The organism is Actinomycetota bacterium (assembly GCA_016700055.1).
Classification (GTDB): Bacteria; Actinomycetota; Acidimicrobiia; order Acidimicrobiales; family Ilumatobacteraceae; genus Kalu-18.
In genome coordinates, this window is the sequence record CP064997.1 from 1296348 (window position 1) to 1321118 (window position 24771).

General features: G+C 69.7%; 36 protein-coding genes. 1 reads left to right on the forward strand and 35 read right to left on the reverse strand.

Features of this window, described 5'->3' with window-relative positions:
- Positions 1–26 precede the first annotated feature (26 nt).
- From IPM43_06180 to IPM43_06215, 8 genes are all read right to left on the reverse strand, one after another.
- Positions 27–392, reverse strand: a complete 366-nt coding sequence (locus IPM43_06180; GenBank protein ID QQS25943.1) for a holo-ACP synthase — start codon at positions 390–392, stop codon at positions 27–29.
- A gap of 10 nt (positions 393–402) precedes the next feature.
- A complete protein-coding gene (locus IPM43_06185; GenBank protein ID QQS25944.1) occupies positions 403–3849 on the reverse strand; it encodes an SIS domain-containing protein in 3447 nt (1148 codons plus the stop codon).
- Between the two features lie 63 nt (positions 3850–3912).
- Positions 3913–5235 (reverse strand): phosphoglucosamine mutase, encoded by a 1323-nt coding sequence (gene glmM / locus IPM43_06190; protein ID QQS25945.1) that lies wholly within the window; start codon positions 5233–5235, stop codon positions 3913–3915.
- 40 nt (positions 5236–5275) lie between these two features.
- The gene (gene rpsI, locus IPM43_06195; protein ID QQS25946.1) at positions 5276–5668 is read right to left on the reverse strand and encodes a 30S ribosomal protein S9; all 393 of its coding nucleotides are present in this window, start codon (positions 5666–5668) and stop codon (positions 5276–5278) included.
- Between the two features lie 22 nt (positions 5669–5690).
- Positions 5691–6137 carry a 50S ribosomal protein L13 gene (gene rplM, locus IPM43_06200; GenBank protein QQS25947.1) on the reverse strand — a complete coding sequence of 149 codons (447 nt, stop codon included), beginning with the start codon at positions 6135–6137 and terminating at the stop codon, positions 5691–5693.
- Between the two features lie 106 nt (positions 6138–6243).
- A complete protein-coding gene (gene otsB / locus IPM43_06205) occupies positions 6244–7005 on the reverse strand; it encodes a trehalose-phosphatase (GenBank protein QQS25948.1) in 762 nt (253 codons plus the stop codon).
- On the reverse strand, positions 7002–8429 hold the full coding sequence (locus tag IPM43_06210; GenBank protein QQS25949.1) for a trehalose-6-phosphate synthase: 1428 nt from the start codon (positions 8427–8429) through the stop codon (positions 7002–7004). Before IPM43_06210 ends, otsB begins: the two co-directional genes overlap by 4 nt.
- Complete coding sequence (locus tag IPM43_06215) at positions 8426–8749, reverse strand: hypothetical protein (protein QQS25950.1); 324 nt, start codon at positions 8747–8749, stop codon at positions 8426–8428. Before IPM43_06215 ends, IPM43_06210 begins: the two co-directional genes overlap by 4 nt.
- Positions 8750–8910: 161 nt before the next feature.
- Here IPM43_06215 and IPM43_06220 point away from each other — a divergent pair, with 161 nt between their 5' ends.
- Positions 8911–10281, forward strand: a complete 1371-nt coding sequence (locus IPM43_06220; GenBank protein ID QQS25951.1) for a HAMP domain-containing histidine kinase — start codon at positions 8911–8913, stop codon at positions 10279–10281.
- Here the strand turns inward: IPM43_06220 and IPM43_06225 are convergent.
- The 27 genes from IPM43_06225 to rpsS form a co-directional block, all read right to left on the reverse strand.
- A complete protein-coding gene (locus IPM43_06225) occupies positions 10260–10967 on the reverse strand; it encodes a response regulator transcription factor (GenBank protein QQS25952.1) in 708 nt (235 codons plus the stop codon). The two genes, IPM43_06220 and IPM43_06225, sit on opposite strands and share 22 nt — an antisense overlap.
- Before the next feature lie 77 nt (positions 10968–11044).
- Positions 11045–11854, reverse strand: coding sequence for a tRNA pseudouridine(38-40) synthase TruA (gene truA / locus IPM43_06230; protein QQS25953.1), 810 nt, complete (start codon positions 11852–11854; stop codon positions 11045–11047).
- Positions 11855–11882: 28 nt separating this feature from the next.
- On the reverse strand, positions 11883–12254 hold the full coding sequence (rplQ, locus tag IPM43_06235; GenBank protein QQS25954.1) for a 50S ribosomal protein L17: 372 nt from the start codon (positions 12252–12254) through the stop codon (positions 11883–11885).
- A gap of 36 nt (positions 12255–12290) precedes the next feature.
- Positions 12291–13223, reverse strand: a complete 933-nt coding sequence (locus IPM43_06240) for a DNA-directed RNA polymerase subunit alpha (protein QQS25955.1) — start codon at positions 13221–13223, stop codon at positions 12291–12293.
- 30 nt (positions 13224–13253) lie between these two features.
- Positions 13254–13871: a 30S ribosomal protein S4 gene (gene rpsD / locus IPM43_06245; GenBank protein ID QQS25956.1), complete on the reverse strand. Its 618-nt coding sequence runs from the start codon at positions 13869–13871 to the stop codon at positions 13254–13256.
- A gap of 4 nt (positions 13872–13875) precedes the next feature.
- A complete protein-coding gene (gene rpsK / locus IPM43_06250; protein QQS25957.1) occupies positions 13876–14274 on the reverse strand; it encodes a 30S ribosomal protein S11 in 399 nt (132 codons plus the stop codon).
- Between the two features lie 3 nt (positions 14275–14277).
- Positions 14278–14658 carry a 30S ribosomal protein S13 gene (gene rpsM / locus IPM43_06255; GenBank protein ID QQS25958.1) on the reverse strand — a complete coding sequence of 127 codons (381 nt, stop codon included), beginning with the start codon at positions 14656–14658 and terminating at the stop codon, positions 14278–14280.
- Between the two features lie 40 nt (positions 14659–14698).
- Complete coding sequence (gene rpmJ, locus IPM43_06260) at positions 14699–14812, reverse strand: 50S ribosomal protein L36 (protein QQS25959.1); 114 nt, start codon at positions 14810–14812, stop codon at positions 14699–14701.
- A gap of 239 nt (positions 14813–15051) precedes the next feature.
- Entirely contained in the window at positions 15052–15660 is a 609-nt protein-coding gene (locus IPM43_06265) for a hypothetical protein (GenBank protein QQS25960.1), read from the reverse strand.
- 51 nt (positions 15661–15711) lie between these two features.
- Positions 15712–16371, reverse strand: a complete 660-nt coding sequence (locus IPM43_06270; protein QQS25961.1) for an adenylate kinase — start codon at positions 16369–16371, stop codon at positions 15712–15714.
- A gap of 37 nt (positions 16372–16408) precedes the next feature.
- On the reverse strand, positions 16409–17722 hold the full coding sequence (gene secY / locus IPM43_06275; protein ID QQS25962.1) for a preprotein translocase subunit SecY: 1314 nt from the start codon (positions 17720–17722) through the stop codon (positions 16409–16411).
- 34 nt (positions 17723–17756) lie between these two features.
- Positions 17757–18242, reverse strand: a complete 486-nt coding sequence (gene rplO, locus IPM43_06280) for a 50S ribosomal protein L15 (GenBank protein ID QQS25963.1) — start codon at positions 18240–18242, stop codon at positions 17757–17759.
- A gap of 1 nt (position 18243) precedes the next feature.
- Positions 18244–18459, reverse strand: coding sequence for a 50S ribosomal protein L30 (gene rpmD, locus IPM43_06285; GenBank protein ID QQS25964.1), 216 nt, complete (start codon positions 18457–18459; stop codon positions 18244–18246).
- Positions 18460–18461: 2 nt separating this feature from the next.
- Positions 18462–19040: a 30S ribosomal protein S5 gene (gene rpsE / locus IPM43_06290; protein QQS25965.1), complete on the reverse strand. Its 579-nt coding sequence runs from the start codon at positions 19038–19040 to the stop codon at positions 18462–18464.
- A complete protein-coding gene (rplR, locus tag IPM43_06295; protein ID QQS25966.1) occupies positions 19040–19408 on the reverse strand; it encodes a 50S ribosomal protein L18 in 369 nt (122 codons plus the stop codon). Before rplR ends, rpsE begins: the two co-directional genes overlap by 1 nt.
- A 4-nt stretch (positions 19409–19412) precedes the next feature.
- Positions 19413–19958 carry a 50S ribosomal protein L6 gene (gene rplF, locus IPM43_06300; GenBank protein ID QQS25967.1) on the reverse strand — a complete coding sequence of 182 codons (546 nt, stop codon included), beginning with the start codon at positions 19956–19958 and terminating at the stop codon, positions 19413–19415.
- Positions 19959–19975: 17 nt separating this feature from the next.
- Positions 19976–20377, reverse strand: coding sequence for a 30S ribosomal protein S8 (rpsH, locus tag IPM43_06305; protein ID QQS25968.1), 402 nt, complete (start codon positions 20375–20377; stop codon positions 19976–19978).
- 7 nt (positions 20378–20384) lie between these two features.
- Complete coding sequence (locus IPM43_06310) at positions 20385–20570, reverse strand: type Z 30S ribosomal protein S14 (protein ID QQS25969.1); 186 nt, start codon at positions 20568–20570, stop codon at positions 20385–20387.
- Between the two features lie 17 nt (positions 20571–20587).
- Complete coding sequence (rplE, locus tag IPM43_06315; protein QQS25970.1) at positions 20588–21235, reverse strand: 50S ribosomal protein L5; 648 nt, start codon at positions 21233–21235, stop codon at positions 20588–20590.
- Positions 21235–21537, reverse strand: a complete 303-nt coding sequence (gene rplX / locus IPM43_06320) for a 50S ribosomal protein L24 (GenBank protein ID QQS25971.1) — start codon at positions 21535–21537, stop codon at positions 21235–21237. Before rplX ends, rplE begins: the two co-directional genes overlap by 1 nt.
- A gap of 1 nt (position 21538) precedes the next feature.
- Positions 21539–21907, reverse strand: coding sequence for a 50S ribosomal protein L14 (gene rplN / locus IPM43_06325; protein QQS25972.1), 369 nt, complete (start codon positions 21905–21907; stop codon positions 21539–21541).
- Positions 21904–22191 (reverse strand): 30S ribosomal protein S17, encoded by a 288-nt coding sequence (rpsQ, locus tag IPM43_06330; protein QQS25973.1) that lies wholly within the window; start codon positions 22189–22191, stop codon positions 21904–21906. The genes rplN and rpsQ overlap by 4 nt, the downstream gene beginning before the upstream one ends.
- 11 nt (positions 22192–22202) lie before the next feature.
- Entirely contained in the window at positions 22203–22421 is a 219-nt protein-coding gene (rpmC, locus tag IPM43_06335; protein QQS25974.1) for a 50S ribosomal protein L29, read from the reverse strand.
- 3 nt (positions 22422–22424) lie between these two features.
- Positions 22425–22841, reverse strand: a complete 417-nt coding sequence (gene rplP, locus IPM43_06340) for a 50S ribosomal protein L16 (GenBank protein ID QQS25975.1) — start codon at positions 22839–22841, stop codon at positions 22425–22427.
- Positions 22842–22846: 5 nt separating this feature from the next.
- A complete protein-coding gene (gene rpsC, locus IPM43_06345) occupies positions 22847–23734 on the reverse strand; it encodes a 30S ribosomal protein S3 (protein ID QQS25976.1) in 888 nt (295 codons plus the stop codon).
- A 2-nt stretch (positions 23735–23736) separates the two neighbouring features.
- Complete coding sequence (gene rplV, locus IPM43_06350) at positions 23737–24474, reverse strand: 50S ribosomal protein L22 (GenBank protein QQS25977.1); 738 nt, start codon at positions 24472–24474, stop codon at positions 23737–23739.
- Positions 24474–24758, reverse strand: coding sequence for a 30S ribosomal protein S19 (gene rpsS, locus IPM43_06355; protein ID QQS25978.1), 285 nt, complete (start codon positions 24756–24758; stop codon positions 24474–24476). The genes rplV and rpsS overlap by 1 nt, the downstream gene beginning before the upstream one ends.
- Positions 24759–24771: the final 13 nt, after the last annotated feature.

The window sequence follows — 24771 nt, forward strand, 5'->3', positions numbered from 1 at the left end:
CGCTCGCGTCTCCGGCGAGGGAGCTGCTAGGACGCGGTGACGTAGGCGATCGCGACGCTGGCGGTGTGGGTGATCGACAGGTGCCAGCTCGTGATGCCGCGATCGCGGGCAAGCTCGTCGGCGCGGCCGACCACTACGAGGAGCGGCGCGCCGCGGTCGCTGCGGGCGACCGAGACGTCGTGGAAGCCGAACGCACCGAGCCCGAGGCCCATCGCCTTCATCGTCGCCTCACGCGCCGCGAAGCGGGCCGCCAGCCCCGGCACCGGATCCGCGCGGGAAGCGAGGTCGGCCAGCTCTCGCGCCGTGAACAACCTGTCGCGCAGGCCTCGGGTGCGCTCGAGCGACAACCGGAAGCGAGCGATGTCGACGGCATCCACACCGATGCCGATCACCGCCGGCCGCCTAGGAGCACCAGTGGTCGGCCATCTCGCTGATCGGCTCGACCAACAGGTCGACGACGGGGAGCTCGCCGAGCAGGTCGTCGCGGAACGTCCCCTCGGTCTCCGTCACCCAGTCGAACAAGCGGTCGTAGCGGCGGTCGTAGCCCTGCAGCACCCCCCGCATGGTCGCCGGCGCCAACCGGTCGTGCAGCCTCACGTGCAACAAGGTGATGCCGACGCACTCGGCACCTTTCACCTCCGGCACCAAGATGACGATCCGGCCGTCGCTGCGCCCGCGAGCCACGAGAACCTCGCGCTCGCTCGCCACCCGGCGCTTCGTGCCGACCAGGGTGGCATTGCGCTCGACACGGCTCGGCACCTCACGCGCCAGGCCGCCGCGGTCGACGATGCGGATCGTGGAGCCGGGCTTGCCCGGGTCTCCCCCGATCGCGTACCTGGTGAAGCCGGTGACGGCGTCGACGGCGGGATCGAGGTCGGCGAGCACCCGCAGCGTGCGGTAGGTGAGCAGGTCACGCCCCGCTCCGGCGGCCAGCACCTCTTGCACGAGCGCGCGGTCGAGCACGCCCTCGTCGCTGCGGGAGATCCCGACGGTGACCGTCTTCGCCTGGTGCTTGATGGCGTCGATCGGGCGGGTGAGCTGTTCGATCGCTCGCGTCAGCGCCGTGGTCAAGTCGTCGAGCAGGGCCGTCGGGGTACCGACCTTGCCGGAGGCGAGCTGATACGACTCCAGCGGGCGATCGCTCGCCAGGTCGCGGGCGAGTGCCGTGAGCCCGACCGCCGTCGAGGCCTCGAGGTGCCCGTCGTAGGCGCCGTCGCGCAGGCCGTCGTGGAAGCGCTCGAGCGGCGCAGCGAGCTCGGAGCGCAGCCCGATGAGCAGCCCGTCGAGGTCGGCGGGCATCTCGCTGGCGGTGCCGAGGCGGCGCTCGATCGCTTCCCGGGCCATGCGCAGCGGATGGGCGAGGGAGTCGATGGCGAGGGCGGCCTCGTAGCCGAACAGGTGCCCGACCATCGCGGAGAGCAAGAACGCGAGCGTCGGATCTACGGCGGGCACGGTGAGCAGCTCTGCCGCCGCGCCGAAGCGCGCGTTGCCCTCGTCGGCGATGACGATCGGCGTGGCCTTGTGCGCGCGGTAGATCGCGATCTCCTTGCCGACGTCGTCGGCGGTGGAGCCGACCAGTCCCGCCGCGCAAACGAGGATCAACGGCTCCGACGAGAGATCGATGTGCTTCTTGTCCTCGGTGACGTCGCAGGCGATCGACTTGTAGCAGAGCTCGCTCAGCTTGATCCGCACCTCGTGGGCGGCGATGGTGTTCGGGCCGTTGCCGACGACGGCCCAGTAGCGCTTGTGCGGTGCGTTGCGGCGGGCCGCCTCCGCGATCGCGTCCCGCCGGCCGAGCGTGGCGACCATCGCGTCGGGCATCGAACGCAAGGCGGTCAGCAGCTCGTGTCGCCGTTGCTCCGAACCGAGCCCCGCGGCCTCGGAGATCGCGCAGGCCAGCAGCACCCCGGCGGCGACCTGCGCGTAGAACGCCTTCGTCGAGGCGACGCTCATCTCGACGTCACGACCGTCGCTCGTGAACAGCACTCCGTGGGCCTTATCGCACAGGTCGCTGTTGCGCCGGTTCACGATGCCGAGGACGAGCGCGCCGCGGCCGCGGGCGAGGTCGACGGTGCGGTTGGTGTCGGTGGTGGTGCCGCTCTGGCTCACGGCTACGACGAGCGTGTCGCTCATGTCGAGCTGCAACGCGAACCCGGACAGCTCGGTGGCGGTGATCGCGTCGACGTCGATCTCGCCCCCGATCAGCTCATCGAGCACTGCCGCCATGCTGCGCCCGGCCACGGCCGCGGTGCCTTGCCCGACGACGCGGATCCGGCGGATGTGCCCGCCGGCCAGCCGCGCGCGCACGACCTCGGGCAGCGCCCTCTCACCCACGGCCGCACGCAGCCTGGCGTCGTGCTCGACGATCTTGCCGCGGATCGTCTTGCGCAGGCTCTCCGGGGACTCGGTGATCTCCTTCAACAGGTAGTGCGGAAACTCGCCGCGGTCGATGTCACGGGTGGTCACCTCGGCCACCGCGAGGTCGGCATCGGTGAGGGGCAGCTCCGTACCGTCGTAAGCCAGCCGGCGCACGCCGCCGATCTCGCCCGCGCGAGCTGCGTCGAGCACGAACACCTGACCGCGGCTCTGCGGGCGGTCGGGGGAGACCGGCGTCTCGCCGTCCATGCGCACGTAGTGCGGCGTCTCCTCGACCAGCCCGTAGGGCTCACTCGCCACGACGAACGCGTCCTCGGCCAGGCCGACGTAGAGGGCCTGGCCACTGCCGCGCTGGGCGAGAAGCAGGCACGAGGGGTCGCTCGCTGCGGCGGCGGCGATCGCCACCGAGCCCTCGAAGCTCGCCACGCTGCGGCGGAAGGCCTCCGTCAGGTCGCCGTTCGCGGCCGGCAGGTTCCGCACGACGAGCGCGGGGATCACCTTGGCATCGGTCGTGATCGGTGCGGCGATGCGCAGTTCGTGCTCGACCTTCAGGTCGGAATGGTTGTCGACGTCGCCGTTCAACGCGCCGACGACGTAGGGCAGCGCACCAATGCCGATCGGTCCGAGCTCGTCGCTGTTCACAGGGTGAGCGTTCGGCTCGGAGATGATGCCGACGCTCGCCCAGCGCGTGTGCCCGACCAGGGACAGCTCGGCCGTCGGGGATGCCAGCGCGAGCCGCAGCAGCCCGTCGGCGGCGATCGCCCGGCGCAGCACCCTGGTGTTGTCGCCGAGCTCACCGATCTCGGCCGCCGCCTTGTACACCAAGCTCAGCACCAGTCGACCACCGGCGCCGACCACGAGCCTCACCGACCCACCCTGGAAGAGCGGATCGTGATCACGCCCGGCGAGCAGCGCGACGACCGCAGGGTCGTCGGGTTGGAGCCCATGGCCGTGCACGTAGAGGTGCACGCCGGCCGAGTCACGGCCGCGCACCTCGAGACGGTCGAGGGCACTGAGCGCCTGCTGCACCGACAGGTACCCGGCGAGCGCCGCGGCCCCGCAGGCGCTGCCGGCGAGCGCGGCCACCTCGCGCGCCGTGCGCAGGCGGTCGTGGCGCACGGCCCACAACGCGTCGCGGAGCGCGATCAGCTCGCTGCTGCGCTGTTCGATGACGTCGGCACCGAGACCCGATGCCTGTTCGAGCGCCCGCTCGGCGGCTCCGGCGGCGGCGTCCAGGCGGTCGAGCCGGGCGGTGATGCCCGCGACGAGCTCGTCACGACCGGCGAGCACCTGCACCCCGGGCACGCCGTGAAGCAGCCGGTCGACCTCGGTGACTTCGCGCGTGAGCGACGTCAGGTCGGGCGCGGGTCCCGCCGCCGCCGCCACCGCCTGGTCGAGCAGGCTGAGCAGCTCTTCGGGTGCGGGCATCGGCCTGCTCGGTGGACGCCTGAGGATGGCGATGATGCCGCACATGGCGTCAGAGGCTACCGATGCCGCGGCGCAGGGGTCCGTCGGGACCCTTCCGCCGCGATCGACTCAGCCGAGGCGTTCGCGGACGGCCGCCGCGAGCTGCGCGGCAACCGTGTGGGCCGTGGCATCGTCGGCGGCCTCCACCATCACGCGCACGAGCGGTTCGGTGCCGCTCGCCCTGACGAGGATGCGCCCCTCCCCGCCGAGCTCCCGCTCGGCCGCGGCGATCTCGCCGCTCAGCGCGTTCGCGACGTCGAGGTGCTGAGCACGGACCGCCACGTTGACGAGCACCTGCGGGTACGACGTCATCACCGACTGGGCCAGTTCGTCGAGCGGGCAACCGGTGCGGCACATCAGGTCGAGCAGCACCAGCCCGGCCAGCAGACCGTCGCCCGTCGGCGCCTCGTCGATGTGGATCACGTGGCCGCTCTGCTCTCCGCCGAGCGAGAACCCGCCCTCCTCCATCGCCTCGAGCACCGCGCGGTCCCCGACGGGGGTGGTCACCACCGCGATCCCCCGCTCCGCCATCGCCCGGTGGAAGCCGAGGTTCGTCATCACGGTGACGACGACGGTGTCGTGCGTCAAGATGCCGCGCTCACGCCTGTCGATCGCCGACAGCGCGATCAGCCGGTCACCGTCGACGACCTTCCCAAGCTGATCGACGGCGATCACCCGGTCACCGTCGCCGTCGAACGCCAGCCCGACGTCGGCCCCGTGCTCACGCACCGCCGCAGCCAGCGACTGCGGCGCCGTCGCCCCGCACCCGGCGTTGATGTTGGTGCCGTCCGGGCTGACGTGCAGCGCGACGACGTCGGCGCCGAGGCGCGACAACACCATCGGGGCGACCTGGCTCATCGCTCCGTTCGCGGCGTCGACGGCGACCCGCAGGCCGGCGAGCATGCCGGCCGGGAAACGGTCGCACAGGTGCGCCTCGTAAAGGCTGGTCCCGTCGTGACGTTCCACGATCTCGCCCACCGCGTCGCCGCGCGACACGGGCGGGACGAGCTCGGCGAAGGTGCGCTCGACGGCGAGCTCCTGCGCGTCGGTCAGCTTGCGCCCACCGGCGCCGAAGAGCTTCACCCCGTTGTCCTCGAAGGGGTTGTGAGACGCGGTGATCATCGCCGCCGGCACGCGTTCCGCGGCGGCGATCACCGCGAGGCCAGGGGTGGGCAGCACGCCGAGCAGCTCCACTCGTACGCCCTCGGCCGCCACACCGGCGGAGAACGCCCCTTCGAGCACCGGGCCGGAGCGCCGCGGATCGCGCGCGACCAGCAGGCGGTGACCACCGAGCACCCGCGCGGCGGCGCGGCCGAGCTCGACGATGTCGGTGGGTGTCAGCTCGGCGACGGCGAGGCCGCGGACACCGTCGGTGCCGAAGCGCAGGGTCATGAGCTCGCGAGCCTGGGCGAGGACAGCGGCGTGGCTCGGGTCAGCGCTTGGTGTACTGCGGCGCCTTGCGGGCCTTCTTCAGGCCGTACTTCTTGCTCTCCTTCTTCCGCGCGTCGCGGGTGAGCAATCCGGCCTTCTTCAGCGCCGGGCGCTGTTCTGGGTCGAGCTCGGCGAGCGAGCGAGCGACGGCGAGGCGCATCGCCCCGGCCTGGCCGGTCACACCGCCGCCGTGAATGGTGGCGTCGACGTCGTAGGTCTCGGCGGTGTCCGTGAGGCGCAGCGCCTCGGTGGCCGTCATCCGCTGCAGAGCCGTCGGGAAGTAGACCTCGATCGGCTTGGAGTTGATCGTGATCTGCCCCGACCCGTCGCGCAGGCGGATGCGGGCGACGGCTTCCTTGCGGCGGCCGGTGGTCTGGGTGAGCGGCTTGGTCATCGTCGTCTCCGTACGGGGTGGCTCAACGGGCCTTGGCGGCGGGCAGCTCGAGCACCACCGGATGCTGCGCGGCGTGCGGGTGGTCGGGACCGGCGTACACCTTCAGCTTGCGCAGCATCTGGCGTCCGAGGGGGCCCTTGGGCAGCATGCCGCGCACCGACCGCCGGACGGCGTCTTCGGGCTTGCGGGCGAGCAGCTCGGCGTAGGTCTCGGTCTTCAACCCGCCCGGATAGCCGCTGTGGCGGTGGACGAGGTGGCGGTCGGCCTTGCCGGCGGTGAGCACGACCTTGTCCGCGTTGACGATCACGACGTGGTCCCCGGTGTCGAGGTGGGGCGCGAAGATCGGCTTGTGCTTGCCGCGCAGCACCCGCGCGGCCTCCGTGCACATCCGGCCGAGCACCAGCCCGTCGGCATCGATCACGTGCCAGGCGCGCTCAATCTCGCTGGCTTTCGGGGAGTACGTGCGCATTCGTCTTCCTTCGTCGCGAGGCACCGCCGGAGGGGCTGGCGCCCGGGAACCGGGAAAGGATACGGGCATCTCGGCGAAACCGGCAAGCGCGCCGGCGCGCCGGCGGTCATCCACCGGGAGAGCGCAGCTCGGCCAGCTCACGCAGCAGCGGAGCGACGTCGGAGCGTCCGGCGACGCGGAACGCGGCCGCCGTCGGGCCGGGGCCCACCTTGACGCCGACGTCGTGCACTCCGAGACGCTCGAAAGCGCGCTCGTCGGTGACGTCGTCGCCGACGAAGAACACCGCCGTCGCCCTCAGCTCGGCGCGCAGCAGCTCGAGGGCCACTCCCTTGTCGGCCCTGACCACGGTGACCTCGACCACCTCCAACCCGCTCAGCACATGTAGCCCGGCGATGTCGGCCAGGACGCCCTCGACGAGGAGGGGCACACGACCGGCCGCGTCGCGATCGGCCATGGTGCGGGTGTGGAAGGCGGCCCCGAACGGCTTGCGCTCGACGAGCGAACCGGGCAGATCGGCGGCGAGGCGCTGGAGCCGCTCGCGCACCAGGTCTCGCCGGGCGGTCAGCTCGGAGGGCAGCAGGTCGGCTTCCTCGCCGACGAGCTCGGCACCGTGGCTGCCGACGAGGCGCACCCCCGCCGGCACCTCACAGCGCATGACGAGGTCGGCCAGCGGGCGCCCGGAGATCACCGCCACCGCGCAATCCGGTGCGGCGGCCACGCGGTGGAGTGCCGACATCGTGTCGCTGTCGGCCCGAGCCATCTCCGGGCGGGCGACGATCGGGGCCAGTGTGCCGTCGAAGTCGACCCCGACGAGGAGGAACTGCGTGGCCGCGATCCTGGCGAGCGCGGCCGCGAGCGACTCGCTCACCGCGACGCCGGCGAGGCTGCCCCGCCGAGTCGGGCCATGAACTCCCCCGACCACGCGTGGACGTCGGCGCGCTCCACCCGGCGTCTCATCGCGGTCATCCGGCGCGCGCGTTCCTGCTCCGGCATCTCGACCGCCGCCATCAGCGCCTGCTTCACGCCCTCCACGTCGTAGGGGTTGACGATCACGGCCTCGTGCAACTCGTGGGCCGCTCCGGCGAACTCGCTCAGCACGAGCACCCCCCGGCCGTGCAGGCTCGCCGCCACGTACTCCTTCGCGACGAGGTTCATCCCGTCCTTCAGCGGGGTCACGAGCATCACGTCGGCGGCCCGGTACAGGCCGAGCAGCTCGTCGAAGCCGAGGTTGCGGGTGAGGTAGTGGACGACAGGCTGGCCGATCCTGCCGAAGCGGCCGTTCAGGTCGCTGACCGAGTTGGCGATGCGCCGCCGCTCCTCGGAATAGGAGCCGAGTCGCTCCCGGCTCGGGACGGCGACCTGCACGAAGACGACGTCTTCGGGCCCCGACAGCGCCCCGGCTTCGAGCAGCTCCTGCAGCGCCCAGAGCCGCACGGAGATGCCCTTCGTGTAGTCGAGGCGGTCGATTCCGAGCAACACCGTCTTCGGGGAACCGAGGTCGGCACGCAGCCGCGCGGCCTGCTCGGCGATCTCCGGGCGGTCGGCTTGGGCCTCGATGCTCGCCGTGTCGACCGAGATCGGGAACGCACCCACCTCCACCCGGCGACGCCCCACGCGGATCCCCGAGGCACTTCGCCGCACGGCGCCGCTCAACACGGCGGACTCCTCGAAGTTCAGCGCGTCCGGCTCGGTCTGCAGGCCGACGAGGTCTGCACCGCACACGCCTTCGAGCAGCTGCGTGCGCCACGGCACCTGCAAGAACAGCTCCGGCCCGGGGAACGGCACGTGCAAGAAGAACCCGATGCGCAGGTCGGGGCGCATCTCACGCAGCATGCGCGGCACCAGCATCAGGTGGTAGTCGTGCACCCAGACGACTGCCTTCGCCGCGGCGACGCGGGCGATCTCCACCGCGAACCGCTCGTTCACTGCCCGGTACGGGTCCCACCAGTGGCGGTGGTACTGGGGCCGCACGGGCAGGTCGTGGAGCAGCGGCCACAACGTGGCGTTGCAGAACCCGTCGTAGTAGGCCTCGAGCTCTGCCGGGTCGAGACGCACCGGCACGAGCAGCTTGTCCTTCAGCTCGAAGGGTTCGAGGCGCCGGCTGCGCTCTCCCGGCCAGCCCACCCAGGCCACGTCGTGCTGCTCGGTGATGCTCGACAGAGCGGTCACGAGGCCGCCGGGGCTGATCTCCCAACGGTGGCGAAGCAGGTCACGCTGCACCGGCAGGCGGTTCGCGGCCAGCACCAGCGAGCGCTGCAGTCGTCGCGGCCGCCGCCGCGGCGCGGCCGTCATGCAGTAGCCGCCACCGGGCCGGCGACCGTGGCCCGGAGGAACAACCCGTCGACGAGCTCAGCCACTGCCCACTCCGCAGACACCGCGACGCGCCGGAAGCGCTCCCAGTAGCGGTCGGCGATCACCGTCGGGTCGAGCGGTTCTGCGCAGCGGCAGAGCCGGCGGCGCCGAAGGTCGACGAGCCACCATCCACCGACCACCCGGCAACGCAGCAGCGAACCCGAGTTGGACAAAGTCCCTGCGCCACCGTCGACGACGATCGAACCCGAGCGCGTCGCGCGATCGAGCAGCTCGTGGACCTCTGTCGCCTTCAGCACCATGGGGTTTGACCTCCCGGGTCGCGGCACCGGCCGGGGCTAGGTTGTCCGAGCGACGTGACGCCAATGTCGAGCTAACGCGTCGGAAAGGTGACGATCGTGTGACGAGCGAGTCGACCACGTCGCCGCGGGGCTCGCGGCTCGGCATGCAGAGCCGAGCCGCCGTGAGCAGCACAATCGTGGCCGCGCTGATCGCCACGGTGCTGGCGGTGGTCACGTACGTCTCGGTGCGTTCGTTCCTCATCGATCAGCGGGAGGAGTCGATCGAGCGGGAGGCCTTCGCGAACGTGAGAGCGATCGCCGACGAGCTCGCCGCCGATCCGGACCGCGCCGCAGAGCTGGCCGCCACCTTGGAGAGCGAGGCAGGAGCCGTGGTGCTGATCCGGGTCGACGGCCGCTTCGTCGAGCCCGGCGAAGGCCCCGGTGCCGACGACTTGCCGGCGGCCCTGATCGATGCCCTCGACGCCGGCGAGGCGCACACGGAGCGCTTCGTTGCCGACGGCCGCCCCTTTGCCGCCGTCGGGGTGCCGATCGGCGGTCCGTCGCTCGCATACGTCGAGCTGTTCCGGCTCGACCGGCTCGACTCGTCGCTGGCGGCGTTGCGGCGCAACCTCGTCGCCGGGGCCGGCGTGGCCGCGCTCGGGGGCGCGGCACTCGGGGTGTGGTCCACCCGGCGCGCCCTGCGGCCGCTGCGCGCCGCGTCACGAGCGGCCCAGCGCCTGACCGAGGGCGAGCTCGACGCCCGCCTGGCCCACGACCTCGATCCCGACCTCGACCGTCTGATCACGGCGTTCAACGCGATGGCCGACTCGCTCACCAGCCGGATCGCGCGTGAGGAGCGGTTCGCGTCCGACGTCAGCCACGAGCTGCGCACGCCGGTGGCCACGATCCGCGCCGCCACCGATGTGCTCCAACGACGCCGCGACGAGCTGGGCGAGCGTGGCCAGGAAGCGCTCGACCTGCTCGTCGAGGAGGTGGACGACTTCGACCGCCTCGTCGTCGACCTGATCGAGATCTCCCGTCTCGACGCCGGCTACGGGGCCGCGCACGCCGAAGCGGTGGTGCTCCCCGACCTGCTGGCCAGGCTCGCCGCGCTGCACGGGCATCCGGACCTGGTCGTCGAGGTCGCCGACGAGTCTCTCCGTGCCCCGGTGACGATCGACCGGCGGCGCTTGGAGCGGGTCGTCGTCAACCTGCTGCGCAACGCCGAGGTCCACGGGGGCGGGGCCGTCGCGATCCAGTTGCACCGCTCGGCAGACACGGTGCTCGTCGTCGTCGACGACGCCGGTCCGGGTGTCGCGCCGAACGAGCGCCGTCGGGTGTTCGAGCGCTTCGCGCGTGGCGACGACGCGCGCCGGCGACCGGGTTCGGGCCTCGGCCTGGCCATCGCGCTGCAGCACGCGCGGGCGCTCGGCGGCACGCTGACAGTCACCGATCGCCCCGGCGGCGGCGCTCGCTTCGTCTGTTCACTCGCCGTCGACGAGCCGCCGAGCGCTGCTCTCGCGGCCGCGGATCAGGCGACGGACAGCCGGTAGCCGAGACCACGCGCGGTGACGATCAGCGAGGGCTCGTCGGGATCGTCTTCCACCTTCGCGCGCAGCCGCCGCACGTGCGTGTCGACGAGGCGCCCGTCGCCCACGTAGTCGTAGCCCCACACGGTCTCCAGCAGCTGGTCGCGGCTCAGCAACTGGTTCGGGTGGTGGGCAAACTCGCACAGCAGGCGGAACTCGGTCTTCGTCAGCGGGATGCGCCTGCCGTGGCGCAGCACGACGCCTTCGAGCTCACGGATCTCCAGGTCGACCCGGGCGAGCAGGGTTGCGTCGAGCCCGGCGACCACCTCGGAACCGGGCAGGCCTTGCCAGCTCACCCGGCGCAAGTGGGCACGGACGCGGGCCGCGAGCGCCTTGGCCGATACGGGCTTGGTGACGTAGTCGTCGGCGCCGGCTTCCAGCCCGGCCACCATGTCGTGGGTGTCGTCTTGGGCGGTGACGATGACGATCGGCACGAAGCTCACGCGGCGGATCTCGCGGCACACCTCGAATCCAGACCGATCGGGCAGGCGCAGGTCGAGCAGGACCAGGTCGGCGGGATCGCTCTCGAACGCCGCCATCGCTGCCGCCGCGTCGGGGGCCTCGATCACCTCGTGGCCCTCGTCCTCCAGGGCGAAACGCAGGCCGCGACGCAAGGCAGCGTCGTCTTCGACCAGCAACAGCTTCGCCATGTCGGTCCCTTCTCGCTGCCTTCGGCCCGCGGTGTCGAACGGTACCGTCGACGCGCCCGGAGACGGCGCCTACCGACTCACGCGTACCCGACCTCCCACAGGCACAGCCCGTGGGGCGGGGCCACCTGGCCGGCGGCAGCACGGTCTCGTGCCCGCATCGCGGGCAGCACCTCGCCGGCGTGGCGGCGCCCCAGCCCGATGTCGACGAGGGTCCCGACGATCGAGCGCACCATCTGGTGGCAGAAGGCCGTCGCGCGGATCTCGAACACCAGCAGGCGGCCGCCGCGTTCGCTCGTCGACTCCGCCCACCTCGCGTCCAGGACGCGCCGCACTGCCGTCGGCGGCTTGCCACCCACGACCGCTTTCGGCAGCCGGCAGAACGTGGTGAAGTCGTGCTCGCCGATCAGGGGATCGCAGCCGAGCTGCATCGAGCGCAGATCGAGCGCCGCCGCGACGTGCCAAGCGGTGTCCCGAAGGAAGGGATCGGCCACCTCGCTCGCGAGAACCGTGTACCGATAGCGACGCCAGGACGCGCTGAACCGTGCATCGAAGCTCTCTGGCGCCCACGCCGCCTCGCGCACGACGATCGCAGGCGCGCAGATGCGCGACAGCCGCCGCGCGAGGGTGTCGATCTCCATCGTCGCCGGCAGGTCGACGCTGACCACCTGTCCCCATGCGTGGACCCCGGCATCGGTGCGTCCGGCACCGGTCAGCTCGACGTCGCGGCGGGCGACGAGGGCCAGCGCCTCACGCAGGGTCCCGGCCACGGTGGCGACACCGGGGTTCTCCGCGAACCCGTGGAACGGTGCCCCGTCGTAGGCCACCAGCAGGCGAGCCCGCCTGGTGGCGGCGGGCTCGGCGGACTCCGGTGCGGCGGAGGAGGTCATCTCGCCGGCGAGGTACCCGGCGCGGCGCTCAGACCAGCTCGACGCGGGCCATGGGCGCGTTGTCGCCCTGGCGCGGCCCGAGCTTCAAGATGCGCAGGTAGCCGCCGTTGCGGTCGAGGTAGCGGGGGGCGACGTTGTCGACGAGCTTGGCCGTCATCTCGCGGTCGTTCAGGTAGCCCTGGATCTGGCGGATCCGGTGAACCCGCAGCGAGTCGCCCTCCTGGGCCTTCTTCGCCTTGGTGATCAGCTTCTCCGCGATCGGGCGCAGCGCCTTCGCCTTGGCCTCGGTGGTGACGATCGCCTCGGCAGCGAAGAGCGACGCGGCGAGGTTGGCCATCATCAACTTCTGGTGCGCGGCGTCGCCGCCGAAGTTGCGGGCACGGCGAGGGGTGGCAGGCATGGCGGTGGTCCTTAGGGATCGGGTCGTGGTCGGGCGTCAGCCGCGCAGGCTGAGACCGCGCTCGTCGAGCTTCTGCTTCACCTCGTCGAGGCTCTTCTGCCCGAAGTTGGTGATGTTCAACAGGTCGTCCTCGGTCTTCGTCAGCAGCTCACCGACGGAGTTGATCTGCGCCCGCTTCAAGCAGTTGCGGGGGCGCTCGGAGAGGTCGAGGTCTTCGATCGGCAGGTCGAGGTCGGGGCTCGCCGACCCGGGCATCGTCACCTCGCCGAGCTCGAGCCCCTGGGGCTCGTCGGAGAGGCCGGCGACGAGATCGACGAGAGAGCGCAACGTCGCGCCGGCCGAGGCGAGAGCCTCACGCGGGCTGATCGAGCCGTCGGTCTCGATGTCGAGCACCAGGCGGTCGTAGTTCGTCGACTGCTCGACGCGGGTCGGCTCGACGTCGAACATCACCCTGCGCACCGGCGAGAAGATGGCGTCGATGGGGACCACGCCGATGGTGCGGTTCTGGGCGTCACGGTCGCTCGACAGGTAGCCCCGGCCGCGCTCGACGGTGAGGTCGATCGCGAGACGTGCCTTGGAGTTGAGATGCGCGATGACGAGGTCACCGTTCAGGATCTCGATCTCGGACGGGCACTTGATGTCGCCGGCGGTGACGACGGTCGGGCCACGGGCGTCGATGCGCAGCGTGATCGACTCCTCGGACTCGGAGGTGAGCACCACGTCTTTCAGGTTCAAGATGATGTCGGTGACGTCCTCGGTGACACCTTGGATCGTGTCGAACTCGTGCAGGGCGTCGTCGAAGCGCACGGTGGTGATCGCCGCGCCGGGGATGGACGACAACAGGGTGCGCCGCAGCGAGTTGCCGATCGTGTGCCCGAAACCGGGCTCGAGCGGCCCGATGGCGAAGCGCTGACGGTCCTGGCGGTCCTCGTCGATGGGCTCGACGGTGGGACGCTGGATGACGAGCATGGCGATTGGTCCTCGAATCCGTTGCTGGGCTTACTTGGAGTAGAGCTCGACGATGAGCTGCTCGCGCACAGGCACGTCGATGTGCTCGCGCGAGGGCAGGTCGCGCACAGTGACCTGCTTGGCACCGTCTCCGGCCTCGAGCCAGCCGACCAGCGAGCGGTCGAGGACGTCGATGTTGTGCTGGACCACGATCATCGCTCGGGCCTTGTCCGACAACGAGACGACCTCGCCCTTGCGCACCCGGTAGCTCGGGATGTTGACGCGCTTGCCGTTCACCTGGATGAGCCCGTGGCTGACGAACTGGCGGGCCTGGGGGCGCGAAGACGCCCACCCGGCGCGGTACACCACGTTGTCGAGACGCTGTTCGAGCAGGCGCAACAGGTTCTCACCGGTCGGCCCGGCGAGACGGTTCGCCTCTTCGTACGTGTTGCGGAACTGACGTTCCAGCACACCGTAGATGTACTTCGCCTTCTGCTTCTCCTGGAGCTGCACCAGGTACTCGCTGCCACTCGAGCGCCGACGCGTGCGACCGTGGGCCCCGGGGGGGAACGGTCGTCGCTCCAGAGCCCTGCGGCCCTTTTCGTTCTCGAAGATGTTCGTGCCCAGGCGCCGGGACAGGCGCACCTTGGGACCGGTGTAGCGGGCCATCGACTCAGTTCCTCTTGCGCTTCGGGCTGCGGCAACCGTTGTGGGGCACCGGCGTGACGTCCTTGATGGAGGTCACCTCGATCCCTGAGTTCTGCAACGAGCGGATCGCGGTGTCACGCCCCGACCCAGGGCCCTTGGCCTGGACCTCGACGCGCCGCAGGCCGTGCTCCATCGCCTGGCGAGCAGCCTTCTCGGCGGCGAGCTGGGCGGCGAAGGGTGTGCTCTTGCGCGAGCCCTTGTACCCGACGCCTCCACCCGATGCCCAGGCGATGACGTTGCCGGCGGTGTCGGTGATGGAGACGATCGTGTTGTTGAACGAGCACTTGATGTGGGCCACGCCCACCGTGATGTTCTTGCGCTCGCGCTTGCGGGGGCGGCGACCGCCCGGCTTCGGCTTGGCCATCGTCTACTTCCTCACGGCCTTCTTCTTGTTGGCGACGGTCTTCTTCGGGCCCTTGCGGGTGCGCGCGTTGGTGTGCGTGCGCTGACCGCGCACGGGAAGGCCCTTGCGATGGCGAATGCCCTGCAGGCTCCCGATCTCGATCTTGCGGCGGATGTCTTGTTGCACCTCACGGCGCAGGTCGCCTTCCACGGTGATGTTCTGGTCGACCCAGCCGCGGATCCGGTTCACCTCGTCGTCGGTGAGGTTGTGCACCCGCGTGTTGGGGTCGAGGTCGAGACCCGCGCAGATGCGCTGGGCGGTGGTCTTGCCGATCCCGTAGATGTAGGTGAGCGCGATCTCCAGCCGCTTCTCGCGGGGGATGTCGACGCCGGCGATGCGAGCCATTCGTTCGGTGCTCCTCTTTTCGACCGTTGCGCTTCGGGGGTCAGCCCTGGCGCTGCTTGTGGCGCGGGTTTTCGCAGATGACCATGACGCGGCCGTGCCGGCGGATCACCTTGCACTTCTCACACATCTTCTTGACGCTCGGACGAACCTTCATCGAGGGGACATCTCGCTTCTCGGCGACCCCTGGAACAGGGACAGCGCATGTGGGTGGGACGACTGATGGCCGCGGGGTCGGGGCGCGCCGACGCCGGATGGGCCGAGAGACGATCCTACCGGCCCCGCGGCGCAACGCCAAGTCCCACCTGCGGCGAACTCGCCGGGTGGGAACCTTGCGCCTCGCACGGGCACGGTGCGGGCCGAGACCCGCTCTGACCAGGTCGAACCGGTCGGTCGCTACCTGAACCGGCGTCGCTTGGCGGTGGCCGCGATCGCGCCGGCGAGCGCGACGAGGGGTCCGATCGGCTGCAGCACGGCGCCGACGCCGATGGAGCCGTCGCCTACGAAGTCCTTCGTGTCGCTCACGATGCCGAGCATGCCGAGGCCGACGAAGACGCCGATCGCGGCGACGACGATGGCGATGATCGCCACGGCCAGCACCCGGCCGGCGAGGAGCAGCGCCAGGCCGAGACCGAGCAGCACCACCGCGCCGACGATCACCGCCCTTCCCGGGCTCTCCATGATCTGGAGCTCGCTATCGGCGTTCTCGAACAAGTAGTCGTCGAGCCCGTTGCCCGTCTCGCCGGCGGCACCCGAGAGCCACGGCAAGAACACACCGATCAGCGAGATCAGTGCGCCGACCACGACGAGCACCGCACCGACGACCACCTTCGGGCGCGGCGGGCGCGGCGGGGCGACACCGGGCGCGTAAGGCGCGCCGGGATACGCGCCCGGCGCGTACGGCTGGCTCGCGTAGCCAGGCGTCGCCCCATAGCCAGGCGGTGGCGGCGGTACCGCTCCGGGCGGCGGAGGAGGAGGCGATCCGGGCGGCGGCGGAATGCTCACCGTTCAAGTCTTACCCACGCACGGCTGCGCGGCGCGGATCCGATCTCGGCGCTAGGTGCGGGCGGCCTCGACGGCTGCGGTCAAGCGGGCGAAGACCTCGTCTGGATGACCGACGCCGTCGATCACCGCGAGGCGGTCACGGCGGCTGTAGTACTCGATCAGCGGCCGGGTCTGGGACTCGTACAGGTCGAGTCGGCGGTTGACGGCGTCGGGGGTGTCGTCGTCGCGCAGCACGACGTCGCCGCCGCACACGTCGCACAGCCAGGGCTGCTTCTCCTTGCCGGTCGTCGTGTAGTTCGTGCCGCAGTCGCGGCACACCCGCCGGCTGGAGATGCGCTGCAGCACCAGGTCGCGCGGCACGTTCAGGTCGATCACGCACTGGATCGGACGCTCGGCCGTTATCTCGTCGAGCGCCTCGGCCTGGGCGACGGTGCGCGGGAAGCCATCCAAGATGTAGCCCCTGGTACGGGCGTCGTCGCGGCCCAGCCGCTCACGCACGATGCCGATCATGATCTCGTCGGACACGAGGCTGCCGGAGTCCATCACCTCGGCCGCCGTGCGACCGAGCTCGGACCCTTCCCTGACCGCGGCGCGCAGCATGTCGCCGGTCGAGATGTGGGGCACGACGTAGTGGCGCGACAAGCGCACGCACTGCGTGCCCTTCCCGGCGCCTTGACGGCCCACGATGATCAGCCGAGCACCGGGAATCATCGTCAGTTCCGGCGTGCGTCGGTCCGCCGGGGCACGATCACTTCAGGAAGCCCTCGTAGTTGCGCAACATCAGCTGGCTGTCGATCTGGCGCATCAGCTCGAGGGCCACGCCGACGGCGATCAGCACGGTCGTGCCGGAGAACGGGAAGCTGTTCACGTCGCCCACCCAGAGCACGATGTAGGGCAGGATCGCGATCGCAGCGACGAACAGCGCGCCGGGCAGGGTGATCCGGTTGACCACCTTGGCCAGGTAGCGCTCGGTCTGGGGGCCGGGGCGGATGCCGGGGATGAAGCCGCCCTGGCGGCGGATCTGGTCGGCCTGGCGGACCGGGTCGAACGCGATCGAGTTGTAGAAGTAGGCGAACGCGACGACGAGCACGGCGAGCACGACCATGTAGAGCAGCCCCTGCGAGCTGACCAGGTTGCGGTCGACCCACTCGGTGACCGTGCGCCGCCAACCCGTGTCGCTGCCGATGACGTTCGTCATCAGCACCGGCAGCATGAGCACCGACGAGGCGAAGATGATCGGGATCACGCCGGACTGGTTCACCTTCAGCGGGATGTAGGTGCTCTGCCCGCCGTACATCCGCCGGCCGACGACGCGCTTCGCGAACTGCACCGGGATCCGGCGCTGGCCGAGCTCGACTCGCACCACCGCGACCAGGATCGCGAGGGAGACGAGGATCAAGATCGCGAACACGAACCACTTCTTGTCCTGCAGGATCGCGTAGTAGCTGTACGGCAGCGAGCTGACCACCGAGGCCATGATGAGAATGCTCATCCCGTTGCCGATGCCGCGCTGGCCGATCAGCTCGCCCATCCACATCAGCAGTGCCGTCCCGGCGACGAGCGTGACGATCACCAGCAGGCCGCGCGGCCACATCCCGTCGGGAAGCAGCACGACCGACACCGTCTGGGTGAAGAACGCCTGGCCCCGGCCCTGGCCGAAGATGAACGTCAGCCCGGCGGCCTGCAGCGTGGCGATGCCCATCGCCACATAGCGCGTCCACTGGGTGATCTTGCGCTGGCCGACGGCACCTTCTTGCTGCCACTCCTCGAGTTTCGGGATGACCACGGTGAGCACCTGCATGATGATGCTGGCCGTGATGTAAGGCATGATCCCGAGCGCGAAGATGGCGAAGCTGGAGAACGCTCCGCCGGAGAACAGGTTCAAGAAGCCGAGCGCCCCTTGCTGGCGTGCCGACTCGCGTAGCTGCTGCACCGCTTGGTCGTCGATGCCGGGCACCCGGATGAACGAGCCCAGCCGATAGAGCAAGATGATGAGCAGCGTGAACAAGATCTTGTTCCGCAGGTCGGGGACCTTGAAGATGTTCTTCAAGTTCGACAGCACGTGGATGCTCCCTCGGAATGGGGGGTAAGGGCGGTCAGCGGTTCGTGAACTGGTTGCCCTGCGCCGCGGGACGCACCCGGTAGGGCAGGGGCAAGATCGAAACGGTACCGCCTGCAGCCACTATCGCAGACTCGGCGGCCTTCGACACGGCATGCACCGAGACGTTCACCGCACGCGTGAGCTCTCCCCGGGCGAGCACCTTCACGAGGGCACCCTTGTGGGTCAGGCCGTGCGCGTGCAGCACTTCGAGGGTGACGTCGGTCTCCTCGAGGCCCGACAGCACGTCGAGGTTGATCGCCTGGTACTCCACGCGGAACGGGTTGGTGAACCCCTTCAGCTTGGGCACCCGCTGCTTGAGCGGCATCTGGCCGCCCTCGAAGCCGCGCGCGACGGTGTTGCGGGCGTACTGGCCCTTGGTGCCGCGCCCGGCGGTCTTGCCCCGCCGGCCGCCGATGCCGCGCCCGACACGGCGCTTCGTCTGCTTGGCCCCGGGTGAGGGGGAAAGGTCGTCGACTCGCATCTCAGCTCTCCTCAGCCGTGGCCTCAGCGACCTCGACGAGGTGCGGCACGCGGCGGATCATCCCGCGGATCTCGGGGCGGTCGGGCATGGTGTTCGTGTCGCCGATCTTGCGCAGACCGAGGGCGCGCAGCGTGCCCCGGGTCTTCGGCTTGGCGCCGATCGCGGACCGCACCTGGGTGACGGTCAGCGCCTTCTGGCCGGAGTTGACGGTTGCCATGGTCAGTGCACCTCACCAGAAGCCATGGACCGCTTGCGCTCCTCGTACGCGCGGAGCATGCCCTTCGGCACGAACGTGTCGGCGGGCAGACCGCGGCGGGCGGCGACCTCGTCGGGGCGCTGCAAGGAGCGCAGGCCCTCGATCGTGGCCCGCGCCACGTTGATCGCGTTCGAGGAACCGAGCGACTTGGCGAGCACGTCGTGGATTCCCGCCTCTTCCAAGATGATGCGGGCCGCACCGCCGGCGATGACGCCGGTACCGGGCGCCGCAGGCTTCAGCAGCACCCGGCCCGCGCCGAGCACGCCGAGCACCGGATGGGTGATCGTGCTGCCGGCGAGCGCGACGTCGAACATGTTGCGCTTGGCCTCTTCCGTGCCCTTCTGGATGGCGAGGGGCACCTCTTTGGCCTTGCCGTAGCCGAGTCCGACACGGCCGTTGCCGTCTCCCACCACGACGAGCGCGGTGAAGGAGAACCGGCGGCCGCCCTTCACGACCTTCGCGACACGGTTGATCGCGATCACCCGCGACTCGCGCAGCCCGTCAGAGGGGGCGTTCGCGGAGGGGTTGGGTTGGTACGCCATCAGAACTCCAGACCTGCGTCGCGGGCGGCGGCGGCGACCGCCGCGACCCGACCGTGGTAGAGGTAGCCCCCGCGGTCGAAGACCACCTTCGAGATGCCGGCGGCCTTCGCCCGATCGGCGATGAGCGAGCCGAGGCGGGTGGCCGCGTCGACGGTCGACCCGGTGCCCGCTGCGCGCACCTCGGCCTCTGTCGTGCTCGCCGACGCGAGCGTCACGCCGGCGTCGTCGTCGATCACCTGCAGCATCAGGTGCTTGTTGGACCGGTACAGCGCGAGGCGGGGGCGCTCTCGCGTGCCGTGGATCTTCTTGCGGACGCGGTCGTGGCGGCGGATCCGCGATTCGCGGCGCTGCTTGGACATGTTGCTCATGACGTCACTTCTTCCCGGCCTTGCCGGCCTTGCGGAGGATGCGCTCCCCGAGATAGCGCACGCCCTTGCCCTTGTAGGGCTCTGGCTTGCGGATCGAGCGGATGTTCGCGGCCACCTGTCCGACGGCTTCTTTGTCGATGCCGCGCACCACGATGCGCGTCGGGCTGGGAACGTCGAACGTGACCCCCTCTGGGGCCTTCACGTTCACGGGATGCGAGAAGCCGAGAGCGAGACGCAGCGCGTCGGGGCCCTGAGCCTCGGCGCGGTAGCCGACGCCGACAATCTCGAGCTCTTTCACGAAGCCGTCGGTCACGCCGACGACCATGTTGTTGACGAGCGTGCGCGAGAGGCCGTGCATGCTGCGCGCCTCGCGCTCGTCGTCGGGACGCTCGACGAGCAACTGGCCGTCGTCGCCCTTGCGGACCGAGATGATGGCGGGCAGCTCACGGGAGAGCGTGCCGAGCGGGCCCTTCACGGTGACCGTCGAGCCGGTGATCGAGACGTCGACGCCGGACGGGACCGGGATCGCAGCCTTGCCGATGCGGGACATGGATCAGCTCCTCGCGCTCACCAGACGTAGCAGAGGACTTCGCCGCCCACGTTGCGCTTGCGCGCCTCGCGGTCGGTCATCAGCCCTTGGCTCGTGGACAGGACAGCGACACCGAGACCGCCGAGAACGCGCGGCACGGTCGTCGAGTTGCGGTACACGCGCAGGCCGGGGGTCGAGACCCGCTTCAAGCCGGCGATCGTGCGGTGGCGATCGTGGGAGTACTTCATCGAGATGGTCAACACGTCACCTGGCCCCTTCGGGGATGCGGCGACGGAGAACCCGCTGATGTAGCCCTCTTGCTCGAGGATCTTCGCGAGCGCGACCTTCTGCTTGGAGGACGGCATGCGCACCTCATCGTGCATCGCCGTGTTGGCGTTGCGGATGCGGGTCAGCATGTCGGCGATGGGATCAGTCAGCATCGGTACCTCACCAGCTCGACTTGGTCAGACCGGGGATCTCGCCGGCATGGGCCAGCTCACGCAGGCACACGCGGCAGAGGCCGAACTTGCGGAAGACGGAACGAGAGCGCCCACAGCGCCGGCAGCGGGTGTAGCCGCGCACCTTGTACTTGGGCTTGGCTGCCGCCTTGTTGATAAGAGACTTCTTGGCCATGTCCTAGGACCTCTCGCTCACTTCTTCTTGCCCTTGACCGGGCCACGGGCCTGCCGACGCCTTGTCGTGAGTGGCGCAGCGGCCACCTCGGCGCCTGTCTTGAACGGGAACCCGAACGCATCCAACAGCGCCTTGCCCGACGCGTCGTCGGCGGCGGTGGTGACGATCGTGACGTCCATTCCCCGAGGGCTGTCGATCTTGTCGTACTCGATCTCGGGGAACACCGTCTGGTCGTTGAGACCGAAGGTGTAGTTGCCCCTGCCGTCCCACGAATTGGCCGGCAGGCCGCGGAAGTCGCGAATACGGGGGATCGCCACCGACACCAGCCGGTCGAGGAACTCCCACATCCGGTCGCCGCGCAAGGTCACCTTGCAGCCGATCGACTGGCCTTCACGCAGCTTGAAGCCGGCGATCGACTTCTTTGCCTTGGTGACGACCGGCTTCTGGCCGGTGATCCTCGTGAGGTCGCTCACCGCGCCCTCGAGCAGGGAGGGCTGCTGGGTCGCCTTGCCGACGCCCATGTTGACCACGATCTTGTCGAGGCGCGGCACCTGCATGATGTTCGCCAGCCCGAGGTCGCCCAGGAGCTTGTCGCGCACCTGGTCGTCGTACTTGCGCTTCAGGCGCGGAGCAACGACGGTGGTGGTCGTGTCGGTTGCGCTCATCAGATCACCTCACCAGTGCGCTTCGCGATGCGGTCCTTCGACCCGTCTTCGTTGACCCGATAACCGACGCGGGTGGGCTTGCCCTTGTGGACGAGCATCACGTTGGACACGTCGATCGGCATGTCACGGTCGATGATCCCGCCCTGCTGGTTCTGGCCCCTGGCCTTCTGGTGCTTCTTCGCGACGTTCATGCCGTCGACGATCACCTTGCCCTGCTTGGGCAGCACCGTCATCACCTCACCCTGACGGCCCTTGTCCTTGCCGGCGAGCACCACGACGGTGTCACCCTTCTTGATCTTCACGTCAGATCACCTCCGGGGCGAGGGAAACGATGCGCATGAACCGCTTGTCGCGCAGCTCGCGCCCGACCGGGCCGAAGATGCGCGTGCCGCGCGGGGTCAGGTCGTCCTTGATGATGACGGCGGCGTTCTCGTCGAACCTGATGTAGCTGCCGTCGGGACGGCGCTTTTCCTTCTTGGTGCGAACGACGACGCACTTCACGACGTCGCCCTTCTTCACACCGGCGCCGGGGATGGCGTCTTTCACGGTGGCGATGAAGATGTCGCCGATCGAGGCGTAGCGACGGCGCGTGCCGCCGAGCACCTTGATCACGAGCACCTCTTTCGCGCCGCTGTTGTCGGCGACGCGAAGGCGCGATTCCTGCTGGATCACTTCGCACGCTCCAGGATCTCGACGACCCGCCAGCGCTTGGTCTTCGACATCGGACGGGTCTCCATCACCCGCACCTTGTCGCCGACGTTCGCGTCGTTGGCCTGGTCGTGCGCGTACAGCTTCTTGGTGCGCAGGACGAACTTGTTGTACTTCGGGTGGCGTACCCGCTCGACGACGGAGACGACGACCGTCTGGTCCATCGAGTCGGACACGACGAGGCCCTCGCGCACCTTGCGCACCTTGCGCGTGGTGTCGGTCTCGGTTTCGTTGGTGGTCTCGGACATGGGTGCTTGCCTCAGTTCCCGGCCTCGGCCGCGGCGATCTCGCGCTCGCGGATCAGCGTGTTGATGCGCGCGATCTGGCGGCGCACTCGACGCAGTTCGCTCGTGGTGTCGAGCTGGCCCGTCGCGTTGCGGAAGCGCAGGTTCAGCGACTCCTGCTTGGTCGAGCGGAGCTCTTCGACCAGCGCCGGCAGGTCGAGCTCACGCAACTCTGATGTCGTCTTCACGGCCATGGCTCAGTACGTCTCCTCGCGGCTGATCACGCGTGCCTTGATCGGCAGCTTCTGGACGGCCTTCTCCAAGGCCTCCTTCGCCTGCTCGGCGTTCGGGAACGAGATCTCGAACAGCACCCGGCCCGGCTTGACCACGGCCACCCAGAACTCGGGGTTGCCCTTGCCAGAGCCCATGCGCGTCTCGGCCGGCTTCTTCGTCACCGGCTTGTCGGGGAACACGTTGATCCACACCTTGCCGCCACGCTTGATGTGGCGGGTCATGGCGATACGGGCTGCCTCGATCTGGCGCGCGGTGAGCCATCCGGGCTCGAGCGCCTGGATGCCGAACTGGCCGAACACGAGCTCGTTGCCACCCTTGGACATGCCCTGGGTACGGCCGCGATGGTGCTTGCGATGGGCGACTTTGCGGGGCATCAACATCGCGATCAGTCCTCGTTCCGGAAGTGCGGGGTCTCGTGGGCCTCGTGCGTACGGCGAGCGATCTCTTCTTCCTCGTCGAGCAGCTTCTCGAGCTCGGGATCGGCCTCTTTCACGAGCGGCGCGGTCTCCGGCTCGCCCTCCTCGCCGGGGCGGCGCCTGCCAGCAGACGACACGACCTTGCGCGGGCCCTGGCCCTGGCCGGAGGTCTCGCCGACGGCCATCGCCGCCTCACGGGCGATCTTGTCGTCGGTCTGGGGCTTGTAGGGCAGGATGTCGCCCTTGTAGATCCACACCTTCACGCCGACGCGTCCGCTCGTCGTGCGGGCTTCGCGGAAGCCGTAGTCGATGTCGGCGCGCAGCGTGTGCAGCGGTACCCGGCCTTCGCGGTACCACTCCGTGCGACTCATCTCGGCGCCGCCGAGACGCCCGGAACACTGCACCCGGATGCCGAGGGCGCCGGCCTTCTGCGCGTTCTGCACCGCACGCTTCATCGCCCGGCGGAACGCGATGCGGTTGGCCAGCTGATCGGCCACGCCTTGGGCGATGAGCGCCGCGTCGAGCTCGGGGCTCTTGATCTCGACGATGTTCAACTGCACCTTCGCGTTGCCGGTGATCTTGGTGAGCCCGGCCCGCAGCTCGTCGGCCTTCGCGCCTCGACGGCCGATGACGATCCCTGGGCGGGCGGTGTGCACGTCGACCTTCAGGGTCTCGCCACGCTTGCGCTCGACCTCGATGCGGCTGATCGCCGCGTCGGGCAGCACCTCCATGATGTAGTCGCGGATCTTCCAGTCCTCGGTGAGGTACTCCTTGTACTGGCGCTCGCTGAACCAGCGGCTCTTCCAGTCGGTGGTGATGCCGAGGCGGAAGCCGTAAGGGTTGATCTTCTGGCCCATGCTCAGTCCTCTTCCTCGGTGTCGTCGCCTGCCGGCGCAGCAGCGTCGTCGGCCGTGTCGGGCTCGGCCGCCTCGGCAACTTCGGCGACCTCGGCGACCTCGGTCGGCGCAGTCTCGGCTTCTTCGACGGCTTCGACCATCTCCACCTCTTCGGCTTCGATCGTGTCCACCTCGGTGTCTTCGGGCGCAGCCGTGGCGGGCGCCTCGGCCTCGGACCCGGACTTGCGGGCCGCGGCGCGCTGGCGGCTGGCCTCGACTCGCGCCCGGCGAGCAGCAGCCGAGGCCGACGGCACGCGGCCGCGTCCGCCGGTACCGCCCTGGCGTTCACGGCGGGCCTGCACGATCTCGATCTGGCGGTCGTCCATGCGGCCGACGATGACGGTGATGTGGCACGTGCGCTTGCGAATGCGACTGGCCCGGCCGCGGGCGCGGGGACGGAAGCGACGCAGCGTCGGGCCTTCGTCGGCGAAGCACGCCTTCACGAACAGCTCGTCGGGATCCTGCTCGTCGTTGTGCTGCGCGTTGGCCACCGCGGAGGCGAGCACCTTGCGGATGGTGCGGGCGATGTCGCGCTCGGTGAACTGGAGCACCTCGTCGGCGCTGCGCACGTCGAGGTTACGGATCAGGTCGAGCACCACACGGGCCTTCGACGCCGACGCGTGGACGTACTTCGCGCTCGCGCGGGTGCCGGTGCGCTCACCGGCGACGAACGACGCCTCGTTCAGCTTCGGACCGGTCATCAGCGGCGACCCTTCGTGCTCTTTTCCTGCCCGGCGTGGTACTTGAACGTCCGGGTCGGAGCGAACTCACCGAGCTTGTGGCCGACCATCGACTCGGTCACGTACACGGGCACGTGCTTGCGGCCGTCGTGCACGGCAATCGTGTGGCCGACCATGTCGGGGATGATCGTGGAGCGCCGGCTCCAGGTCTTCACGACCTTGCGCTCGCCGGCGCCGTTCAACGCGTCGACCTTCTTCAGCAGATGGTCGTCTACGAACGGACCCTTCTTCAGGCTGCGTGACATGAGTCTTCTCCTC